The sequence below is a fragment of the Arthrobacter sp. ISL-95 genome (assembly GCF_018613695.1).
Classification (GTDB): Bacteria; Actinomycetota; Actinomycetes; order Actinomycetales; family Micrococcaceae; genus Arthrobacter.
Genome location: NZ_JAGGPR010000016.1, coordinates 198,776 through 216,396, shown reverse-complemented (window position 1 = coordinate 216,396; position 17,621 = coordinate 198,776). Strand labels below are relative to the sequence as shown.

The window sequence follows — 17,621 nt, the reverse complement described above, 5'->3', positions numbered from 1 at the left end:
TCCAGCTCAAATTTCGTAGTCGAGCGGGGCAGGCTTGCTATAGCCGCCACTGTGGTAGAGCAGGGGAGTGCCGTCCTCGCCGACTTGCCCGTCAACGACCTCCACCACCACTACTGCGTTGTTCTCGAAGGACAGGCGCATCTGGATCCTGCCTACCAGCCAGCCGCTGACGTCCTTGAGGATGGGGACATCGTGGGGGCCAGGTTCCCAGTGATCGCCGTCGAACCGATCGCGCGTCCGTGCGAAGCGATTGGCGAGGGCTTGGTTTTCCAGCCCCAACATGTGGACTCCGATGTACTCCGCGTTTGCTACAGCCGGCCAGGAACTGGAACTCCTGGCCATATTGAAGGTGAAGCGGGGCGGCTCGGCGGAAAGGGAAGCCACGGACGTGGCCGTGAATCCAAACGGGTTTCCGTTGAGGTTCGCGGTGATGATCGCCACCCCGGCAGCATGCCGGCGGAACATTTCCCTGAAAGTCTGATCGAAGCCGGATGGTTCGCTGGACACGGGGCATTCTCCTGAACTCTGGCGACGGTACATCTCTCCTTCAGAGTATTCCTCCCGTACTGCGAGCCCCACATTTTATTGGGTAGGTGTGAACCTTTGTTAATGTGAGATGCATGACCGAGCCCACCGTGCACGTCCCAGCCGTTGCAGAACCGATGTCCGCCTCGAAACCCCGGCGGTCGAAGGATGTTCTTTGGCTGATTCTTCCTGCTGCTTTGGGCCTGGTGGCCGGGGTAATCTGGTGGCTGCTCGCCCCAGGCGGTTTGAACCTGGTCTCGGGCAATCCCGATCTGGCCAACGCGGCTAATCCTGATTCCTGGCTCCCGCGCGACCTGGTCCTGGGAGCCCTGATGCTGCTGGCAGGATGTCTTACCGGGGTCATGCTTGATGGAAAGCTGCAGAGTGAGGGCTCCGGCCGCCGCTTGACATTTGCTCTTGTTGGCGGCGCCTTGGGAGCTCTCATCGCGTGGCTCGTGGGGTTGCTTACGGCTCAGTTACTGGGTCCAGCCCCGGACCCGGCCCTCGGCCCGGGGTTTGGTTTCACGCTTCGCTCTTACGCCGTGCTGGTTCTGTGGCCCGCTGCGATCGCCTTCATCACGTTTGTCCTGGCTCTGTTCGGGGTTCTGTCAAAGAAGCCCGTAAAATAGCCGGGTGACCACTTCCTCGGATACCTCCGCCCCCTCCACTGACGCCCTTGACTTCCGGAGCATCGACTTCCGGGGTCGCCACCTCTCCTTGGCGGAGCTGCGTGCGGCTGTGCCCAGGGCGCAGCATCAGACCATGGCGGACGCGGAGCAGAAGGTCCTGGACATCATTTCCGATGTCCGTAGCCGTGGCTTCGTCGCCTTGGGTGAACTGGCCGGCAAATTCGACGGCGTGGAGCAGTCCCACCCCCGGGTTCCGGCAGAGGCGCTCACCCGGGCCCTGACCGAACTTGATCCCAAGGTCCGTGCCGCCTTGGAGGAGTCCATCAACCGCGCCCGGCAGTTTGCAGACCGGCAGCGCCCTGCAAACATTGAGGTTGAACTGGGCGACGGCGCTGTTGTCAGCCAAAACTGGATTCCGGTGGGGCGCGTTGGACTCTACGTTCCCGGCGGGCTCGCTCCCTTGGCGTCCTCGGTCATCATGAACGTCGTTCCTGCGGTTGCCGCCGGGGTCGAGTCCATTGCGTTGGCCTCCCCGCCGCAGAAAGACTTTGGTGGCCTCCCGCACCCCACCATCCTGGCCGCCGCCAAGCTTCTGGGCATCGATGAGGTGTACGCCATCGGTGGTGCACAGGCGATTGTTTCGTTTGCTTACGGCATCCCGGGAACCGGAGACGAGTTGCCCATTGAGCCTGTTGACGTGGTCACGGGACCCGGAAACATCTTCGTTGCCACAGCCAAGCGGCTGGTAAAGGGCGTGGTGGGCATCGACTCCGAGGCAGGAACCACGGAGATCGCTATCCTCGCCGACTCCACGGCACAGGCGCCCTTGGTGGCCGCTGATCTCATCAGCCAAGCCGAGCATGACCCCAAGGCAGCTTCCGTCCTGGTGACGGACTCCCCGGAGCTGGCTGACGCCGTCGTGCTTGAACTGGCACGCCAAGCCGGCGCAACCAAGCACAGTTCCCGCGTCCTTGAGGCTTTGACCGGACCGCAGTCCGGTGTGGTCCTGGTGGATGATCTTGAGCAGGGTATCGCCGTCTGCAATGCGTACGCCGCTGAACACCTGGAAATCATGACCGCGGACGCCGCCGCCGTTGCGTCCCGCATCCGTAACGCGGGGGCGATTTTTGTGGGCGATTTCAGCCCGGTGAGCTTGGGGGACTACTGCGCGGGCTCCAATCACGTGCTGCCCACCAGCGGGACGGCGGCTTTCTCGTCGGGGCTCAACGTCACCACGTTCCTCCGCGCGGTTCAGGTCATCAACTATGACCGCGCCGCTTTGGAGCAGGTCAGCGGACATATTGTGAGCCTGTCCGGTGCTGAGGACCTTCCCGGCCACGGCGATGCTGTCCGGATCCGCTTCGCTTGAGCGCGTTAACCACTACATATAAGGGTCACCACCACTACATGTAGTAGTTACACGCTTGTCATTACAGTGTGGCGGACCGTAAACTGGTGCCGGAAGAGAATCTTCCGGCACCTTTTGCGTATCCGGCGTCCCGCCGCTTTCGATTCCGTGCCGGAGCTGTCAGGGGAGGCCCAGCGTGTATTGTCCGTTCTGCCGGAATCCCGACTCCCGCGTCGTGGACAGCCGCATGGCTGACGACGGCTCCTCCATCCGCCGTCGCCGCCAATGCCCCGAATGCGGACGCCGCTTCACCACGGTGGAGACCACCAGCCTGTCCGTCATCAAGAGGTCGGGCGTCGGTGAACCGTTCAGTCGGATCAAGGTCATCAGTGGAGTCCGTAAGGCATGCCAGGGGCGTCCGGTAACCGAAGACGATCTGGCCATGCTTGCCCAGGAAGTCGAGGAGAATATTCGTTCCTCGGGCGCGGCGGAGATCGACGCCCATGAGGTGGGGCTGGCCATCCTGGGTCCGCTGCGGAAACTTGATGAAGTGGCGTACCTTCGATTTGCGAGTGTTTATCAGGCGTTCGAGTCTTTGGAAGACTTCGAGTCAGCCATCTCGCTGCTCCGCCACGAGGCAGAAGAAGCCAAGGCAGGCGCTAAAGGCACAGGTTCGGAAAAGAGCCAACTCTAGCTCCGGTGGCGGTAGCGGAGGGGAAGCCGCAGCCGCCACCGGCATCAATCTTGAACCCGGTGCTAGCGTCCGCCGGACACAGGGAGCACTGCCCCTGTAATGTAGCCGGCACCGTCGGACATCAGCCACATCACGGCCGCAGCCACCTCTTCCGGTTCAGCCCCGCGCCCCATCGGAATGGTGGGGTTCAACTTCTCCACCCGGTCCGGCATTCCGGCCGCTGCATGGAGGCCGGTGTTGGTGCTCCCGGGGGCAACGGCGTTGACGCGGATGCCCTGCTTGGCCACTTCTGCTGCCAGACCCACCGTCAGGACGTCAACGGCGCCCTTGGTGGCCGCGTAGTGGACCCAGGTTCCGGGTGAGCCGGCCTTGGTGGCTGTGGAGGAGATGTTGATGATGGATCCGCCGCTGCCGCCATTGTGCGTGGAGAGCCTCCGAACGGCCTCTTGGCACATGAAAATCATCCCGGAGACGTTGACATCAACAACCCGCTGCACCGTTTCCACCGGTACTTCAGCCAGGGCGCCGATCAGGTTCCCGGTAATGGCGGCGTGGTTGATGACGGCGGTCAGCGTACCCCGACCGGCAGCGGCCTCGAACAAACGCCCGACGTCGGCGGCTTGGCTGACATCGGCTTGCATGCTGACTGCTTTGCCGCCCCGGGTCAGGATGTCATTGACTACCGTCTCTGCGCCTTCGCTGTCTGCAGAGTAGTTGACGACGACGTCATAGCCGGCAGCAGCCGCGGCTTTTGCCACGGCGGCACCGATCCCGCGGCTGGCGCCAGTGACGATCGCGACGCCCGGATTGGTGGGCCGGGCAGTAGTCGGCTGCTCTGCCATGCCGCGGCTACTTCGCGAGCTTGTGGTGCAAAGCGACCTCAAGGGCCGCGCCCACGATCCCGGCGTCGTTCTTCAACTTCGCCGTGACGATTTCGGTGCGCAGCTGTAGGTGCGGGAAGTACTCATCGGAGCGCTTTGAAATGCCGCCACCCACAATGAAGAGTTCGGGGGAAAACAGGAACTCAACATGCTGGAGGTAGCGGTTCAACAGGACACCGTACTCGTCCCAGCTCAGGCCATCGCGTTCGCGGGCAACAGCGGAGGCCTTGGTCTCGGCGTCGTGTCCGTCCACTTCCAGGTGGCCCAGTTCGGCGTTGGGGACCAACTGTCCATTGAAGATGAATGCCGAGCCGATCCCGGTACCCAGGGTGATCACCAGGACAGTGCCGTCCACGCCCTCGCCGGCACCATAACGGGCTTCGGCGAGGCCTGCTGCGTCGGCGTCATTAATGACCTCTACCGGGCGGCCCAGGCGCTTGGTGAAGGTGGCGTCGATGTCGGTGCTAAGCCAGGTCTTGTCCACGTTGGCCGCAGAGTTGACCACGCCGTGCTGGATGATGCCGGGGAAGGTCACACCCACCGGTGTGTCCGCTGCCGGGGCGTCGGGACGGCTGGAGAGTTCCTCAACGATTTGGGCGACTACCTCAGCAACAGCCTCAGGGGTGGCGGGCTGGGGAGTGGGAACGCGGAAGCGGTCGCCTATCAGCTTGCCCTTCTTCAGGTCGACAATGCCGCCCTTGATGCCTGTGCCACCGATGTCGATACCGATCAACGGGGCGTTCTTGTGGGTCTTCTCATCCTTCTTGGACAATGCATTTCCGATCATGGCAGGAGGGGATGGGCATGGCGCAGCCGCCCGGGCTGCGTGGACCTTCCGGAGAGCTAGGGAAGGGTAAGGATTTCCGCGCCGGTCTCGGTGACCAGCAGGGTGTGTTCGAATTGGGCCGTGCGCTTGTGGTCCTTAGTGACAACAGTCCAGTCGTCGGCCCACATTTCCCATTCGATGGTGCCAAGGGTCAGCATGGGTTCGATGGTGAAAACCATGCCTGCCTCGATCACGGTGTTGTACGCCGGGGCTGCGTCGTAATGCGGAATGATGAGGCCGGTGTGAAAGGCCTCACCCACGCCGTGGCCGGTGAAATCCCTAACTACGCCATAGCCGAAGCGTTTGGCGTAGGACTGGATGGCTCGGCCTATTACGTTGATTTCGCGGCCAGGGGCCACAGCCTTGATGGCCCGGTTGAGCGACTCCTGCGTACGCTCAACCAGCAAACGGGATTCTTCATCCACGTCGCCAACCAGGAAAGTGTAATTAGTATCCCCGTGCACTCCATTGATGAAGGCTGTGATGTCAATATTCAGGATGTCGCCATCCTGGAGCTCGGTGGAATCGGGGATTCCGTGGCAAATAACTTCGTTGAGGGAGGAACACAGCGATTTGGGGAACCCTCGATAGCCGAGCGTGGAAGGGTAGGCATGGTGATCCAGGAGGAACTCGTGCCCCACTTTGTCCAGCTGGTCCGTGGTGACGCCGGGTTGGATGTGCTTGCCCACCTCAGCGATCGCTTGTGCAGCGATCTTTCCGGCAATCCGGATCTTTTCGATGGTCTCCGGAGACTTCACTTCGGAGCCGGTGAACTTGGCGGGCGCCTTCTTGCCTACGTACTCCGGCCTGGGAATCGACGCCGGGACGGGTCGTTCAGGGCTGATGGTTCCCGGTGTGAGGGCGCCAATGGGTGCAGTCGAAGCAAGAGAAGGCATAGATTGATCATATAAGGCACACAAGAGACGTAAGTAACAAAGTGAGGCCGGGTTCCTGTGACCCCGCCAACGTTACGCGTCGAAGGGCCCCGCGATGGAGGAGGAGACGTGACGGAGTACTGGTACAACGTCAAAACGCACGAGATCGAAGAGGATGCGATGTCCGATTGGTCTCAGCTGATTGGCCCCTATAAAACCAGGGAAGAGGCTGAGCACGCCTTGGAGAAGGTCAAAGCGCGCAATGACGCCTGGGACGCTCAGGACGACGACTAGGCCCGGGACGAGGACTAGAAGGAGTGCTCCGGTCCGGGGAACTGACCGGAGCGAACTTCCTCCCCGTAGGCGGCGGCGGCATCGCTGAGTGTGGTGCGAAGGTCTGCGTATTGCTTGACGAATTTGGCCATCTTGCCGCCCCGCAGACCGGCCATGTCCTGCCATACGAGGACCTGCCCCGTGGTGCTCTTGCCGGCGCCGATACCCACGGTGGGGACCCGCAAGGCCGCATCCACAGCGGCTGCGGTCTCGGCAGGCACCATTTCCATGAGGACACTGAAAGCGCCCGCGTCCTGCAGCGCGACGGCGTCGTCCACGAGACGCTGAGCGTCATCGCCACGGCCCTGAACGCGGTATCCGCCGAGGGAATGCTCGCTTTGGGGGGTGAATCCGATGTGGGCCATGACGGGGATTCCCGCCTGGACCATGGCCTTGACGGTCTCGGCGTAGTAAGCGGTTCCCTCGATTTTGACGGCGTGTGCCAGGCCTTCCTTGAGGAACCGGACGCCGGTGGCAACTGCTTGTCCGGGCGAAACTTCGTAGCTGCCGAAAGGCAGGTCCGCCACTACCAGTGCCCGTTTGGCAGCCCTGCTGACTGCCCGCGTCAAGGGCAGGAGCTCGTCCACGGTGACGGGAAGGCTCGTCTCATTTCCGAAGACATTGTTGGACGCGGAATCGCCCACAAGGAGGACTTCGATTCCGGCCTGGTCAAAGATCTCGGCCGTGTACTGCTCATATGCCGTCAGCATGGCAAAGTGTTCGCCGTTGTCCTTGGCCTGCTGGAGGTGGGGAATGCGGACCCGGCTGATGGGCTTCCTGCCGGCCGCCGTCGGCACGTTGGCCGCCGCTGCTGGGCCCGTGCCGTAGGGTGCGGGAACTTCGGCGGGCGTGGTGGACTCAGGAAGGTTGCTTGGGGCCATGGATAGAGCCTAAGCGGTGCCGACGGCGGCTGCCACCAGTGTGCCCGGCATCACCTAATGTAAACGCTGTGTTACGCGCAGCTACTGCTGCGGCATTAGCACGGAACTCTTAGTAGAGTGAAGGCTGAGCTGCCGTGGCTTCTACCCCTTGAAACCAGCGGCATGGACACTGAATCGGAAAAGAGGCCCTATGGACCGCCAGCAAGAGTTCGTTCTGCGGACAATCGAAGAGCGTGACGTGCGCTTCGTACGCTTGTGGTTCACCGACGTCGTGGGTTCCCTTAAATCGGTGGCGCTTGCGCCGGCCGAAGTTGAGGGTGCCTTTGAAGAGGGCCTTGGCTTTGACGGTTCGGCCATCGAAGGCCTGGCCCGCGTGTTCGAGTCGGACATGCTCGCGCAGCCTGACCCGTCCACTTTCCAGATCCTGCCGTGGCGTGGAGAGACGGAGCAGACCTCGCGCATGTTCTGTGACGTCCTTACTCCAGACGGCGAGCCATCCGCCGCGGACCCCCGCAATGTCCTCAAAAGGACCCTTGCGAAGGCCGCCGACATGGGCTTTACCTGCTACACCCACCCGGAGATTGAGTTCTACCTGTTGAAGTCCAAGGACTTGGGCCCGGACAGCGCCCCTGTTCCTGTGGACGAGGGAGGCTACTTTGACCATGTGCCGGGCGGAGTAGCGCAGGACTTCCGCCGCACTGCGGTCACCATGCTCGAATCCGTGGGCATCTCGGTGGAGTTCAGCCACCACGAGGCTGGCCCGGGCCAGAACGAGATCGACCTCCGCTATGCGGATGCGCTTCAGACCGCGGACAACATCATGACGTTCCGGACGGTCATCAAGGAAGTGGCCCTTCAGCAGGGGACATATGCCACCTTCATGCCCAAGCCGTTCACGGACCACCCGGGCTCGGGCATGCACACCCACTTCTCGCTCTTCGAGGGCGACACCAATGCTTTCTTCGAAGCCGGTGCCGAGTTCCAGCTGTCCAAGACTGCGCGCCAATTCATTGCCGGCATCCTCAAGCACGCTCCTGAGTTCACGGCCGTCACCAACCAGTTCGTCAATTCTTACAAGCGTCTCTGGGGCGGTGGCGAAGCCCCGAGCTACTTGAGCTGGGGTCACAACAACCGCTCGGCGTTGGTTCGTGTTCCGCTGTACAAGCCCGGCAAGGGCCAGTCGGCACGCATTGAATACCGTGGCATTGACAGCGCAACCAACCCCTACCTGGCATACGCCGTCCTGCTGGGTGCCGGTTTGAAGGGCATCGAGGAAGGCTACGAACTTCCTGCCGCAGCTGAAGACGACGTATGGTCATTGACCACCGCGGAGCGCAGGGCCATGGGGCACGCGCCGTTGCCGGCCAGTCTCCACGATGCCATCCGCGCCATGGAGGAATCCGAATTGGTGGCCGAGATCCTGGGGGAGCAGGTATTCGAGCACTTCCTGCGCAACAAGCGTGCAGAGTGGCAGGACTACCGTCTCCAGGTCACCCCGTACGAGTTGCAGCGCAACCTCGGCATTCTCTAGGCCGGGGCAATGAGCCTTGCGCGTCGGCTCATCTCAGCCGGATTCAGTGACCTCGAAAAAGGCGAACGGTTCCTCGCTGCCCCGGAACTTGATGGGATAGATGAGGATGCCCTGTTCGCCGGGCTTTCCTTGTCCGCAAGCCCGGATACCGCTCTCCAGTCACTGGTCCGGCTGATTGAGAAGAACCCCGTTCTGAAGAAGCTGGCCGCGGCTGATCAGGACACCAGCGAGCCCATGTACCGGCTCCTGGGTGCCTCGGAGGCGCTGGGCGAGTTCCTCATGCGGCGGCCGGAACATCTGGATGTGTTCAATGTCCGGGTCAGTCCGGAGCCTGTTCAGGCTTCCTACGAAGAGCTCCGGGCCGGGCTGCTGCGCTCCGTGAAAGCCGAGCCAGGGGCCCAGCGCCCCGTGGCAGGAATGACCGGCCTGCCGGCCTATGCGGCCTTGCGGAGCGCGTACCGTCGCGGTCTGACTGAGCTGGCTATCAAGGATATCTGCGCCGCCTCCCCAACAGATTTCATGCCCGCGGTTGGTGCGGAGCTGGCCGACCTCGCCGGCGCGGCTATCGAGGCTGCCCTCGCTGTGTCCCGGGCCGAAGCTGCGGCCCAGTTCGATGCGGACGAGATCGCCGACGTCGGGCTTGCCGTTATTGGCATGGGCAAATGCGGCGCCCGGGAGCTGAACTACATTTCCGACGTCGACGTCATTTACGTCATTGAAGCGGGGGAGGTTGATGACGCCCGCGCGTCAACCATCGGCACTGCCTTGGCCTCCGGTATTTCCAGGGCGATCTCTTCCTCAGCGCCGGAACCGGGGCTGTGGGAGGTTGACGCCAACCTTCGTCCGGAGGGAAAGTCCGGCCCGCTGGTTCGTACGCTGCCCTCACACTTGAGCTATTACGCCCGGTGGGCCGAAAGCTGGGAATTCCAGGCGCTGCTGAAGGCGCGGACCATTGCCGGGGATCGGGACTTGGGCCAGCGCTATGAGAAGGCCGTAGAGCCTCTTGTCTGGGCATCCGCGGGACGTGAGGGTTTTGTGGAGTCGGTCCAAGCCATGCGGCGCAGGGTGACCGACCACATCCCGGCAGCCGAGGAACAACGTCAGATCAAGCTGGGGCGTGGCGGCCTCCGCGACGTCGAATTCACGGTGCAACTGCTGCAACTGGTGCACGGAAAATCTGACGAGTCACTTCGTTGCAGGGATACCACCTCTGCCATCGCTGCCCTTTCTGCCGGAGGTTACATCGGCCGCACGGATGCCGCGGCTTTTGACAACGCGTACCGTTACCTGCGTCTGCTGGAGCACAGAATCCAGCTTTTCCAGTTGCGTCGGACCCACCTCATGCCTGTTGCCGAGGATGCTCAGCGCTTTCTCGCCAAAGCTGTCCTGGGTCCGTTCGCTTTGGAGCGGCCACACCCTGACCAGCTGATGGCCACATGGCAAAAGACCAAGAAGGCTGTCCGCGAGCTCCACGAACGAATCTTTTACCGGCCGCTGCTCAACACCGCAGCAAAGCTGAGCAGCGAAGACGCGAAGCTCAGCCCGGAAGCTGCCCAGGGCCGTCTCGCCGCACTTGGCTATGTGGACCCTCAAGGCGCCATGCGGCATATTGAAGCACTCACCGCGGGCGTCAGCCGACGCGCTGCACTGCAGAGGCAGCTCTTGCCGATTCTCTTGGGATGGCTCGCCGAGGGAGTTGACCCCGACGCCGGACTGCTCGCCTTCCGCAGGGTCAGCGAAGCCCTCGGAACCACTCACTGGTACTTGGGGCTGCTCCGGGATTCCCAAGCAGCAGCTGAGCGGCTGTGCCAAGTGCTTGCCAACTCCCGGCTGATTTCGGATCTGTTGGAAGTATCTCCGGAATCCGTTGCATGGTTGGGCAGCGACAAGGAACTGGCGCCGATACCGTTTGAAGCCCAGTGGCAGGAAATCCAGTCCAAGCTTTCCCGCCATGCGGATCCCGAGAGTGCCATGAGGCTGATCCGGCTGATCCGGCGTCGTGAGATCCTGCGAACCGCAATTGCGGACAGCGCTGGATTGCTCGATCAGGATGCCGTGGGGTTGGCCTTGTCAGAAACGGATCGGGCGGCGGTTCTGGGAGCATTGCACGTGGCGGAGTCTGTGGTCACTGCAGCTGGTCCTTTGAAAACCGATGTCCTGGTGGTGGCGATGGGTCGACAGGGTGGACGGGAGATTGGCTACGGCTCGGATGCGGACGTCATCTACGTGCACCGTGCCCGTCCCGGGTTCACTGATGCTGAGGCTCAGGAGCAGGCGACCACCATCGTGGCCAAGATTTCCAGCTTTCTCACCCAGCCGCTCAAGCCCGCCATCATGGCCGAACGGGTGCTCATGGTGGACGCCGACCTCCGTCCCGAAGGCAAGAACGGGGCCATGGTCCGGTCCTTGGAATCGTACGCGGAGTACTACCGGCGGTGGTCCCTCATTTGGGAGGCACAGGCCCTTCTGCGAGCTCGCCCGATGGCAGGCTCGGATGACCTTGCCGCCGACTTTGTCCGTCTTATTGACCCCATCCGTTACCCGGAGCAACTCGCCGAGAACGATCTCCGGGAGATCCGCCGTGTTAAGGCCCGGGTGGAGTCCGAACGGCTGCCTCGTGGCGCCGATCCTGCCCGGCACGTCAAGCTCGGCCGCGGCGGCCTGAGCGATGTTGAATGGCTGGTTCAGTTGATTCAGCTCCAGCACGCTGGAAAACACCCGGAGCTGAGGACCTCGTCAACCTTGGACGCATTGGCCGTCGCGGAAAAGTTGGAGTACATCTCCGAGGACGACGCCGCGCTGCTGCGGGAGGCATGGAGACTCGCCAGCCGCATCCGCTCCGCCAACGTCATTGTGACAGGACGCGCCTCAGATCTCCTGCCGTCTTCACGGAAAGACCTGGAGGCTGTGGCGCGCTGGTGCGGATACCAACCAGGGAACGCGGGTCATTTCGAAGAGGACTATCTGCGGCTCAGTCGTCGTGCCCGGGGTGTTTTCGAGAAAGAGTTCTACGGCAACTGAGGGGGTAAGACATTTCAGGAATGCTTGAGTCTATGTCAGAGGAAGAATATTCGACCGACGGTGATCCTCACGAGCGCGGAGATGTCTGGCTGATTCCCCTCAAAATGCTCGACGACGACGCCCGGGCCATCCAGCTCGGCGCGGTCGCGGAGTTGGCCGTGGAAGCACAGCAACGGGAATTCGTGGGAGATCCGCTGCGCATGATGCTGATCTCGTTGGAAGAAGATTCCCGATTCCCATACGTCATTGAGTCAGGGGGAGCCGCCGTGGGGGTGCTGACCCTCCAATCCGGGGCAGCCACGCTCGCAGGCTGGCCCGATGACGAGTCGGTGTGGTTGTTGCGGGGATTTCTTATCGACGCAAGAAGACAAGGACGCGGACTCGGTACCTCGGCTGCGCGGGCCGCAGCGGACGAGGCGCGCAAACTGACGGCGAGGCTGGGTGGCGGACAGGCCGGCGTCGTGCTTTCGGTCAACGAGCGCAATCCTGCAGGACTGGCGGCGTATACGAAAGCGGGCTTCGTGGACTCCGGTCGCTATATGGGCGGTGGCGCGGGACCGCAGCGGACCATGTACAAGACTTTCGGGTAACCGCGGCTCCGCCACCAGTGGTCAGCAGTTCATCCGTGGAGCGTGATGACACGCGATGGCCCCAGGAGGTAAGTATCCTTATAGACTTCTTGTGTATCTGATCTCAACGCATAGGGGAAGTACATGGAATACAACGGAAATCCGTCTGAGAAGGCCATTCCTGCCGGAGAACTGGACCGGCGTCACGTGGGCCATTCTGTGAGCTTTCAGCCCAATGATTTCACCGTCGTTTTCGGCACCATCGCGGGCATTGCAAGGACCGAAGCTCTTGTCTATCTGTCCCTGGACGGGGTTGGCGGTGGTACTCATCTGAAAGACGAATACGATCTGCCCATTGATAAGAACGTGTACCTTCAGTTGGATCCGCTGGGCAGCGCGGAAAAGGGGCTTTCGGAGGCCGCCAGTTTCGTCAAGGATAAGCTGGACGAGATCACCAAAAATCTCAGGGACCGCGACGCAGGCAAGTCCGAGTAGTCCGCGCCCACAAAAGAGGCCAGCCTCAGTCCGTTGGGACTGAGGCTGGCCTCTTTTGTTACGTGGTGATACTAGACGCCGTAGTAGAGCTCGAACTCGTAGGGGTTCGGGCGCAGGGACAGCGGGCGGATCTCGTTCTCGTACTTGTAGTCAATCCAAGTATCGATCAGGTCCTGGGTGAAGACGCCGCCGGCCTGGAGGAACTCGTTGTCCTCGCGCAGGGCCTCAAGTGCTTCTTCCAGCGAGCCCGGAGCCTTGGGGATGTCCTTGGCTTCCTCGGCCGGGAGCTCATAGAGGTCCTTGTCGATGGGAGCCGGGGGTTCGATGCGGTTGCGGATGCCGTCGATGCCGGCCATCAGCTGGGCAGCGAATGCCAGGTACGGGTTGGACGAGGGGTCCGGCGCGCGGAACTCGATGCGCTTTGCCTTCGGGTTGGTGCCCGTGATCGGGATACGGATACCGGCGGAGCGGTTGCCCTGCGAGTAGACCATGTTTACGGGGGCCTCGAAGCCCTTGACCAGTCGACGGTACGAGTTGACGGTCGGGTTGGTGAACGCCAGGACTGCCGAAGAGTGCTTCAGCAGGCCGCCGATGTACCAGCGAGCCATGTCCGAGAGGCCTGCGTAGCCCTTCTCGTCATAGAACAGCGGGTCGCCGTTGCTCCACAACGACTGGTGGCAGTGCATGCCCGAGCCGTTGTCACCGAAGACAGGCTTCGGCATGAAGGTGACGGACTTGCCCCAAGCGTCGGCCGTGTTCTTGATGATGTACTTGAACTTCTGCAGATCATCAGCAGCTGCGGTCAGCGTGGTGAACTTGTAGTTGATCTCAGCCTGGCCGGCGGAGCCAACTTCGTGGTGGGAGCGCTCAACCTCAAGGCCGGCCTTGTCCAGTTCGATGCACATGGCGTCGCGGAGGTCGGCCTGCTTGTCGGTGGGGGAGACCGGGAAGTAACCGCCCTTGACGGGGGTCTTGTAACCGAGGTTTCCGCCCTCTTCCTTACGGCCGGTGTTCCAGTGCGCTTCTTCAGAGTCGATCTTGTAGAAGCTGCCCTGCGGGGAGGACTCGTACTGGATGTTGTCGAAGACGAAGAACTCGGCCTCGGGAGCGAAGAACGCGGTGTCGGCGATGCCGGTGGACGCCAGGTACGCTTCGGCCTTCTCAGCCACGCCGCGGGGGTCGCGGTGGTAAGGGTCACCCGTGCGGGGGTTCACGATGGAGAAGTTCAGCGCGAGCGTCTTCTCGATCCGGAAGGTGTCGATGAAGGCCGAGGTCACATCCGGGATGAGCTGCATGTCGGACTCGGCGATGCCCTGGAAGCCGCGGATGGAAGATCCGTCGAAGAGCTGGCCGTGGACGAAGAAATCGAGGTCGACGCTCTTGGCCGGCACGTTGAAGTGCTGCTGGACACCAGGGAGGTCGGTGAAGCGGATATCGACGAATTTGACGTCTTCGTCTTTGATGAACTTGAGGACTTCGTCCGCAGTCTTGAACATCTATGCTCCTTATGCATATCAAGTAACAGGCCCGGAAGGCCGCGTGGTGCAGCCCATTCCAAGGGTCCGGAGACACAAAAAGATCCCCGTGCCATGGTGGCTGGCAACTCATACCACCATAGGGAGATGGGATTTCCCGGGGGTGTCAGTATTGTTTCCGGCAGGTTACAGAATCATCTGTCGTGTAAACGGTAGTCGGCTGTCCGGTGTCTGGTCCATCCGGGTCCGGTGGGCGAACACCCGGGCCGCTGCGCGCCGTTCAGCGTTCCGGCGGGTCGGTAATCAGTCATACCAGCCGTTAGGCTTGGAGTGTGGTAGATCGAAAAGACATTGGCTCATGGTTGAGCGGCCCGGACACTTCCGGAATCTCCAAATATCCCGGCGAGCGGCTGGGCTTGCCCGAGTCCGGCCCGGGTTCCATGGCGCGCGCCGGCCGCCGCATTCTGGGCATCGTGGTGGACTGGACGATCGCCCTGGTAATCAGCAATTTCGCCTTTGGCGGTGACTCGTGGGCAACCTTGGCCATTTTTGCGGCGGAGCAAATTCTCCTGATCGGAACGCTGGGATACAGCATTGGTCACAGGATCGCCGGCATTCACGTGGTTCGCTTGGGTGGTGGCCCTGCCGGGCCCATGGCTGCTGTGGTGCGGACCCTCCTCCTCTGCTTGGTCATTCCCGCCGTGGTGTTCGACCCCGACCAGCGTGGCCTGCATGATAAAGCGATGAACACGATCCTCATCAGGATGTAAGCACTTTAGATGCGCCGTCGCCGCGATAACGCAACGTCAACGAAAAACCGCCCCTGTCTCTTAGTGAGAGACAGGGGCGGTTTCCGTTTTGGATCAGCGTCCGCGAGCGGCCTTGCGGTCCGGGCGGGCCTTGTAAGGGTCAATGCCCTTGGGGATCGGCAGGCGGTTTCCAAGGGAGTTGATTCGCTTTGACACTGCGTTAACTTCCACCTTGGTGAGTTCGTTCTTCAGTTTGCCCATGGTTTTGGCCAACTTGTTCAGCGGTACCTGGCCTTCACCGCGACCGGATTCCAGGACGTGAATGGTTACGTTGGGCAGGATACGCGCGAGGCGCTTACGCTCGGCATCCACCAGGGGCTTGACCCGGTGGGTGGGGCCTTCGCTGACCAGGACGACGCCGGGTCGGCCAATGGCCATGAAGACGGCGTCTTGAGTGCGCGGGTTGACGGCAACAGGCTGATCCTGGGTTACCCAACCGCGGCGAAGAGTACCCAAGGCTGCGCCGGAAGCGCCCGGCTGGTTCTCGATCTGCGCGAAAGCGGCCTTTTCGGCCCGACGGGAAAGAATGAAAACGGCCGCGAGCAGACCCAGCGGGATACCAATGATCAGGCCGGTAACCCAGTTCTCCAGCAGGAAGCCGATGAGGAGGGCCACGGCAACCACTGCAAGGAATGCCAACAGCATGACCCAGACAACCTGCGGATCATTCCGCCGGGTCATCTTGAAGACTTCAGCGATCTGCTTCAGCTGGCTCGGCTTCTTGGCCTTGGCTTCCTTGGGCTTGCGCTTGAACAGCCCACGCTTGGGTGCGTCGGCCGAGGGGGTCGAATTGCTGGAATCAGAGGAGTTCGCCATAGTGCCTTAATTCTACGTGATGGACGCAGAAGGACCGGACGCCATGACGTGGGCATCCGGTCCCTCAATGCTGATTGGTGGTGCTGTGCGTGGTGTTGGCAGGTGTTGGTCTTTAGCCGTGGGCGGCGAGGATGGTGGAGGCTTCCTGGCGGGTGGTGCCGGAGGACTCGATGTGTGCCAGGGCGGCGGGGATTTCCCAGCCCTTTTTCCGCATCGCGGTGGCCCACAAACGCCCGGCCCGGTACGAGGACCGCACCAACGGCCCGGACATCACACCAAGGAACCCGATCTCCTCGGCCTCGTGCTGAAGGTCCACGAACTCCTGCGGCTTGACCCACCGGTCCACCGGCAAGTGCCGCTCGGACGGGCGCAGGTACTGGGTGATCGTGATCAAATCACAGCCGGCCGCGTGCAGATCCCGCAACGCCTCGGAGATCTCCTCACGGGTCTCGCCCATGCCCAGGATCAGGTTGGACTTGGTCACCATCCCCAAATCCCGGCCCTGCGTGATGACATCCAAGGACCGCTCGTACCGGAACGCCGGACGGATCCGCTTGAAAATCCTCGGCACGGTCTCCACGTTGTGCGCGAACACCTCGGGCTTGGAATCACAGATCGCCGCGATGTGCTCGGGCTTGCCGGAAAAATCAGGGATCAACAACTCCACCCCGGTGCCCGGATTCAGCTCGTGGATCTTCCGGACCGTTTCGGCGTACAACCACACACCCTCATCGGCCAGGTCATCACGGGCCACCCCGGTCACGGTCGCGTACCGCAACTGCATCGCCTGGACACTGCGGGCCACCTTGGTGGGTTCGAACATGTCCACCGGCGACGGTTTGCCGGTATCGATCTGGCAGAAATCACAGCGCCGGGTGCACTCGGACCCGCCGATCAGGAACGTCGCTTCCTTGTCTTCCCAACACTCAAAAATGTTCGGGCAACCGGCCTCCTCACACACCGTGTGCAGGCCTTCCTTCTTCACCAGATTCTTGAGCTGGACAAACTCCGGACCCATCTGGACCTTGGCCTTGATCCACTCAGGCTTACGTTCAACCGGGACCGCCGAGTTACGCTGCTCAACGCGCAGCAACTTACGGCCTTCAGGTGCCAAGGTCACTGGAGTGCTCCTTCGGGTGTGGAAACGAGTGCTTCTTCGTGCTTGCTGAATTCTTCAACGAAGCGGTCAACGATGTCGGCAGGGTTGATGGTCCGGCCGGCTTCCAGCGACATGGTGGTGACGCTGGCGTCGGTGATGCCACAGGCAATGATCTGCGCATAGGGTGCCAGGTCATTGCTGCAGTTGATGGCCACGCCGTGCATGGTGACGCCGTCCAGGACACGAATACCAATCGCGGCAATTTTGCGGTCGGGTCCGTGCTCGTCGGCGAGGATCCAGACTCCGGCCCGGCCCTTCACAGTGACGGCTTTGATGCCGTAGTCCTGCATGACGGCGATCATGATCGCCTCAAGCCGTTCCACGTAATCGCGGATACCGGCACGGTTCTTGAGCTTGAGGATTGGATAAGCAATGAGCTGCCCCGGGCCATGCCAGGTCAGTTTCCCGCCACGATCCACGGGAACTACGGGAGTGCCGTCAAAGGGGCGCTCGTGGTCCTCCGTGAGCTTGCCTGCCGTGTATACGGCGGCGTGTTCGAGGATCAAGACGGTGCTGTTCTTCTCGCCCGCAACAACATCGTTGTGGATTTCGCGTTGCAGGTCCCAGCCCTGCATGTAATCAACGAACTCCGGGGCAAGACCCAGTTGTGAAAACTCAAGAGTCATGGGTTCAAGCTTAGACCCAGCAGGAGGTTGACCATGGTTTTGTGGTGAAGCTCTCAGTCGCATCCCGAGCGGTTGGGACGGGGCAGCGGACGGGGCACTGCCTGTGGATAACTTCTGCGCGAATTCCT

At 61.8% G+C, this 17,621-nt stretch carries 18 protein-coding genes; 9 read left to right on the top strand and 9 right to left on the bottom strand.

Translation table 11 applies throughout. From position 1 onward, the window contains the following. Positions 1 to 6: 6 nt before the first annotated feature. Positions 7 to 507, bottom strand: coding sequence for a flavin reductase family protein (locus J7I86_RS19755; protein ID WP_214822569.1), 501 nt, complete (start codon positions 505 to 507; stop codon positions 7 to 9). Between the two features lie 113 nt (positions 508 to 620). Between J7I86_RS19755 and J7I86_RS19750 the strand changes: the two genes are divergently transcribed. The 3 genes from J7I86_RS19750 (at position 621) to nrdR (ending at position 3,196) form a co-directional block, all read left to right on the top strand. Beyond that, the gene (locus J7I86_RS19750; protein WP_214822568.1) at positions 621 to 1,154 is read left to right on the top strand and encodes a hypothetical protein; all 534 of its coding nucleotides are present in this window, start codon (positions 621 to 623) and stop codon (positions 1,152 to 1,154) included. A gap of 4 nt (positions 1,155 to 1,158) precedes the next feature. Continuing rightward, complete coding sequence (gene hisD, locus J7I86_RS19745) at positions 1,159 to 2,523, top strand: histidinol dehydrogenase (RefSeq protein ID WP_214822567.1); 1,365 nt, start codon at positions 1,159 to 1,161, stop codon at positions 2,521 to 2,523. Positions 2,524 to 2,698: 175 nt separating this feature from the next. After that, positions 2,699 to 3,196: a transcriptional regulator NrdR gene (gene nrdR / locus J7I86_RS19740; RefSeq protein WP_214822566.1), complete on the top strand. Its 498-nt coding sequence runs from the start codon at positions 2,699 to 2,701 to the stop codon at positions 3,194 to 3,196. A 62-nt stretch (positions 3,197 to 3,258) separates the two neighbouring features. Here the strand turns inward: nrdR and J7I86_RS19735 are convergent, their stop codons facing one another. The 3 genes from J7I86_RS19735 to map all read right to left on the bottom strand — a co-directional run bounded on the left by J7I86_RS19735 (position 3,259) and on the right by map (position 5,799). Then, positions 3,259 to 4,038 (bottom strand): SDR family oxidoreductase, encoded by a 780-nt coding sequence (locus J7I86_RS19735; RefSeq protein ID WP_214822565.1) that lies wholly within the window; start codon positions 4,036 to 4,038, stop codon positions 3,259 to 3,261. A gap of 7 nt (positions 4,039 to 4,045) precedes the next feature. After that, positions 4,046 to 4,849, bottom strand: a complete 804-nt coding sequence (ppgK, locus tag J7I86_RS19730; RefSeq protein WP_286180053.1) for a polyphosphate--glucose phosphotransferase — start codon at positions 4,847 to 4,849, stop codon at positions 4,046 to 4,048. A gap of 71 nt (positions 4,850 to 4,920) precedes the next feature. After that, positions 4,921 to 5,799, bottom strand: coding sequence for a type I methionyl aminopeptidase (gene map, locus J7I86_RS19725; RefSeq protein WP_214822563.1), 879 nt, complete (start codon positions 5,797 to 5,799; stop codon positions 4,921 to 4,923). Positions 5,800 to 5,907: 108 nt separating this feature from the next. On the opposite strand from map, the gene J7I86_RS19720 reads away from it, so the two are divergent. Next, positions 5,908 to 6,072 carry an SPOR domain-containing protein gene (locus tag J7I86_RS19720; RefSeq protein WP_142939513.1) on the top strand — a complete coding sequence of 55 codons (165 nt, stop codon included), beginning with the start codon at positions 5,908 to 5,910 and terminating at the stop codon, positions 6,070 to 6,072. 14 nt (positions 6,073 to 6,086) lie between these two features. Here the strand turns inward: J7I86_RS19720 and panB are convergent, their stop codons facing one another. Then, complete coding sequence (gene panB, locus J7I86_RS19715) at positions 6,087 to 6,992, bottom strand: 3-methyl-2-oxobutanoate hydroxymethyltransferase (RefSeq protein WP_214822562.1); 906 nt, start codon at positions 6,990 to 6,992, stop codon at positions 6,087 to 6,089. 190 nt (positions 6,993 to 7,182) lie between these two features. Between panB and glnA (J7I86_RS19710) the strand changes: the two genes are divergently transcribed. The 4 genes from glnA (J7I86_RS19710) to J7I86_RS19695 all read left to right on the top strand — a co-directional run bounded on the left by glnA (J7I86_RS19710) (position 7,183) and on the right by J7I86_RS19695 (position 12,608). Further along, on the top strand, positions 7,183 to 8,523 hold the full coding sequence (glnA, locus tag J7I86_RS19710; RefSeq protein ID WP_142939511.1) for a type I glutamate--ammonia ligase: 1,341 nt from the start codon (positions 7,183 to 7,185) through the stop codon (positions 8,521 to 8,523). A 9-nt stretch (positions 8,524 to 8,532) separates the two neighbouring features. After that, positions 8,533 to 11,544 carry a bifunctional [glutamine synthetase] adenylyltransferase/[glutamine synthetase]-adenylyl-L-tyrosine phosphorylase gene (locus tag J7I86_RS19705; protein ID WP_214822561.1) on the top strand — a complete coding sequence of 1,004 codons (3,012 nt, stop codon included), beginning with the start codon at positions 8,533 to 8,535 and terminating at the stop codon, positions 11,542 to 11,544. A 32-nt stretch (positions 11,545 to 11,576) separates the two neighbouring features. Next, positions 11,577 to 12,134 (top strand): GNAT family N-acetyltransferase, encoded by a 558-nt coding sequence (locus tag J7I86_RS19700; RefSeq protein WP_396019919.1) that lies wholly within the window; start codon positions 11,577 to 11,579, stop codon positions 12,132 to 12,134. Positions 12,135 to 12,257: 123 nt separating this feature from the next. Further along, positions 12,258 to 12,608, top strand: a complete 351-nt coding sequence (locus tag J7I86_RS19695) for a hypothetical protein (RefSeq protein ID WP_214822559.1) — start codon at positions 12,258 to 12,260, stop codon at positions 12,606 to 12,608. A 71-nt stretch (positions 12,609 to 12,679) separates the two neighbouring features. On the opposite strand, the gene glnA (J7I86_RS19690) is transcribed toward J7I86_RS19695, so the two are convergent. Further along, on the bottom strand, positions 12,680 to 14,104 hold the full coding sequence (gene glnA / locus J7I86_RS19690) for a type I glutamate--ammonia ligase (protein WP_024820496.1): 1,425 nt from the start codon (positions 14,102 to 14,104) through the stop codon (positions 12,680 to 12,682). Between the two features lie 311 nt (positions 14,105 to 14,415). On the opposite strand from glnA (J7I86_RS19690), the gene J7I86_RS19685 reads away from it, so the two are divergent. Next, positions 14,416 to 14,853, top strand: coding sequence for an RDD family protein (locus J7I86_RS19685; RefSeq protein WP_214822558.1), 438 nt, complete (start codon positions 14,416 to 14,418; stop codon positions 14,851 to 14,853). A gap of 93 nt (positions 14,854 to 14,946) precedes the next feature. Here the strand turns inward: J7I86_RS19685 and J7I86_RS19680 are convergent, their stop codons facing one another. The 3 genes from J7I86_RS19680 to lipB all read right to left on the bottom strand — a co-directional run bounded on the left by J7I86_RS19680 (position 14,947) and on the right by lipB (position 17,493). Beyond that, positions 14,947 to 15,708, bottom strand: coding sequence for a DUF4191 domain-containing protein (locus tag J7I86_RS19680; protein ID WP_214822557.1), 762 nt, complete (start codon positions 15,706 to 15,708; stop codon positions 14,947 to 14,949). A 112-nt stretch (positions 15,709 to 15,820) separates the two neighbouring features. After that, positions 15,821 to 16,828: a lipoyl synthase gene (gene lipA / locus J7I86_RS19675; protein WP_011774451.1), complete on the bottom strand. Its 1,008-nt coding sequence runs from the start codon at positions 16,826 to 16,828 to the stop codon at positions 15,821 to 15,823. Continuing rightward, positions 16,825 to 17,493 (bottom strand): lipoyl(octanoyl) transferase LipB, encoded by a 669-nt coding sequence (lipB, locus tag J7I86_RS19670; RefSeq protein ID WP_214822556.1) that lies wholly within the window; start codon positions 17,491 to 17,493, stop codon positions 16,825 to 16,827. Before lipB ends, lipA begins: the two co-directional genes overlap by 4 nt. Between the last annotated feature and the right edge of the window lie 128 nt (positions 17,494 to 17,621).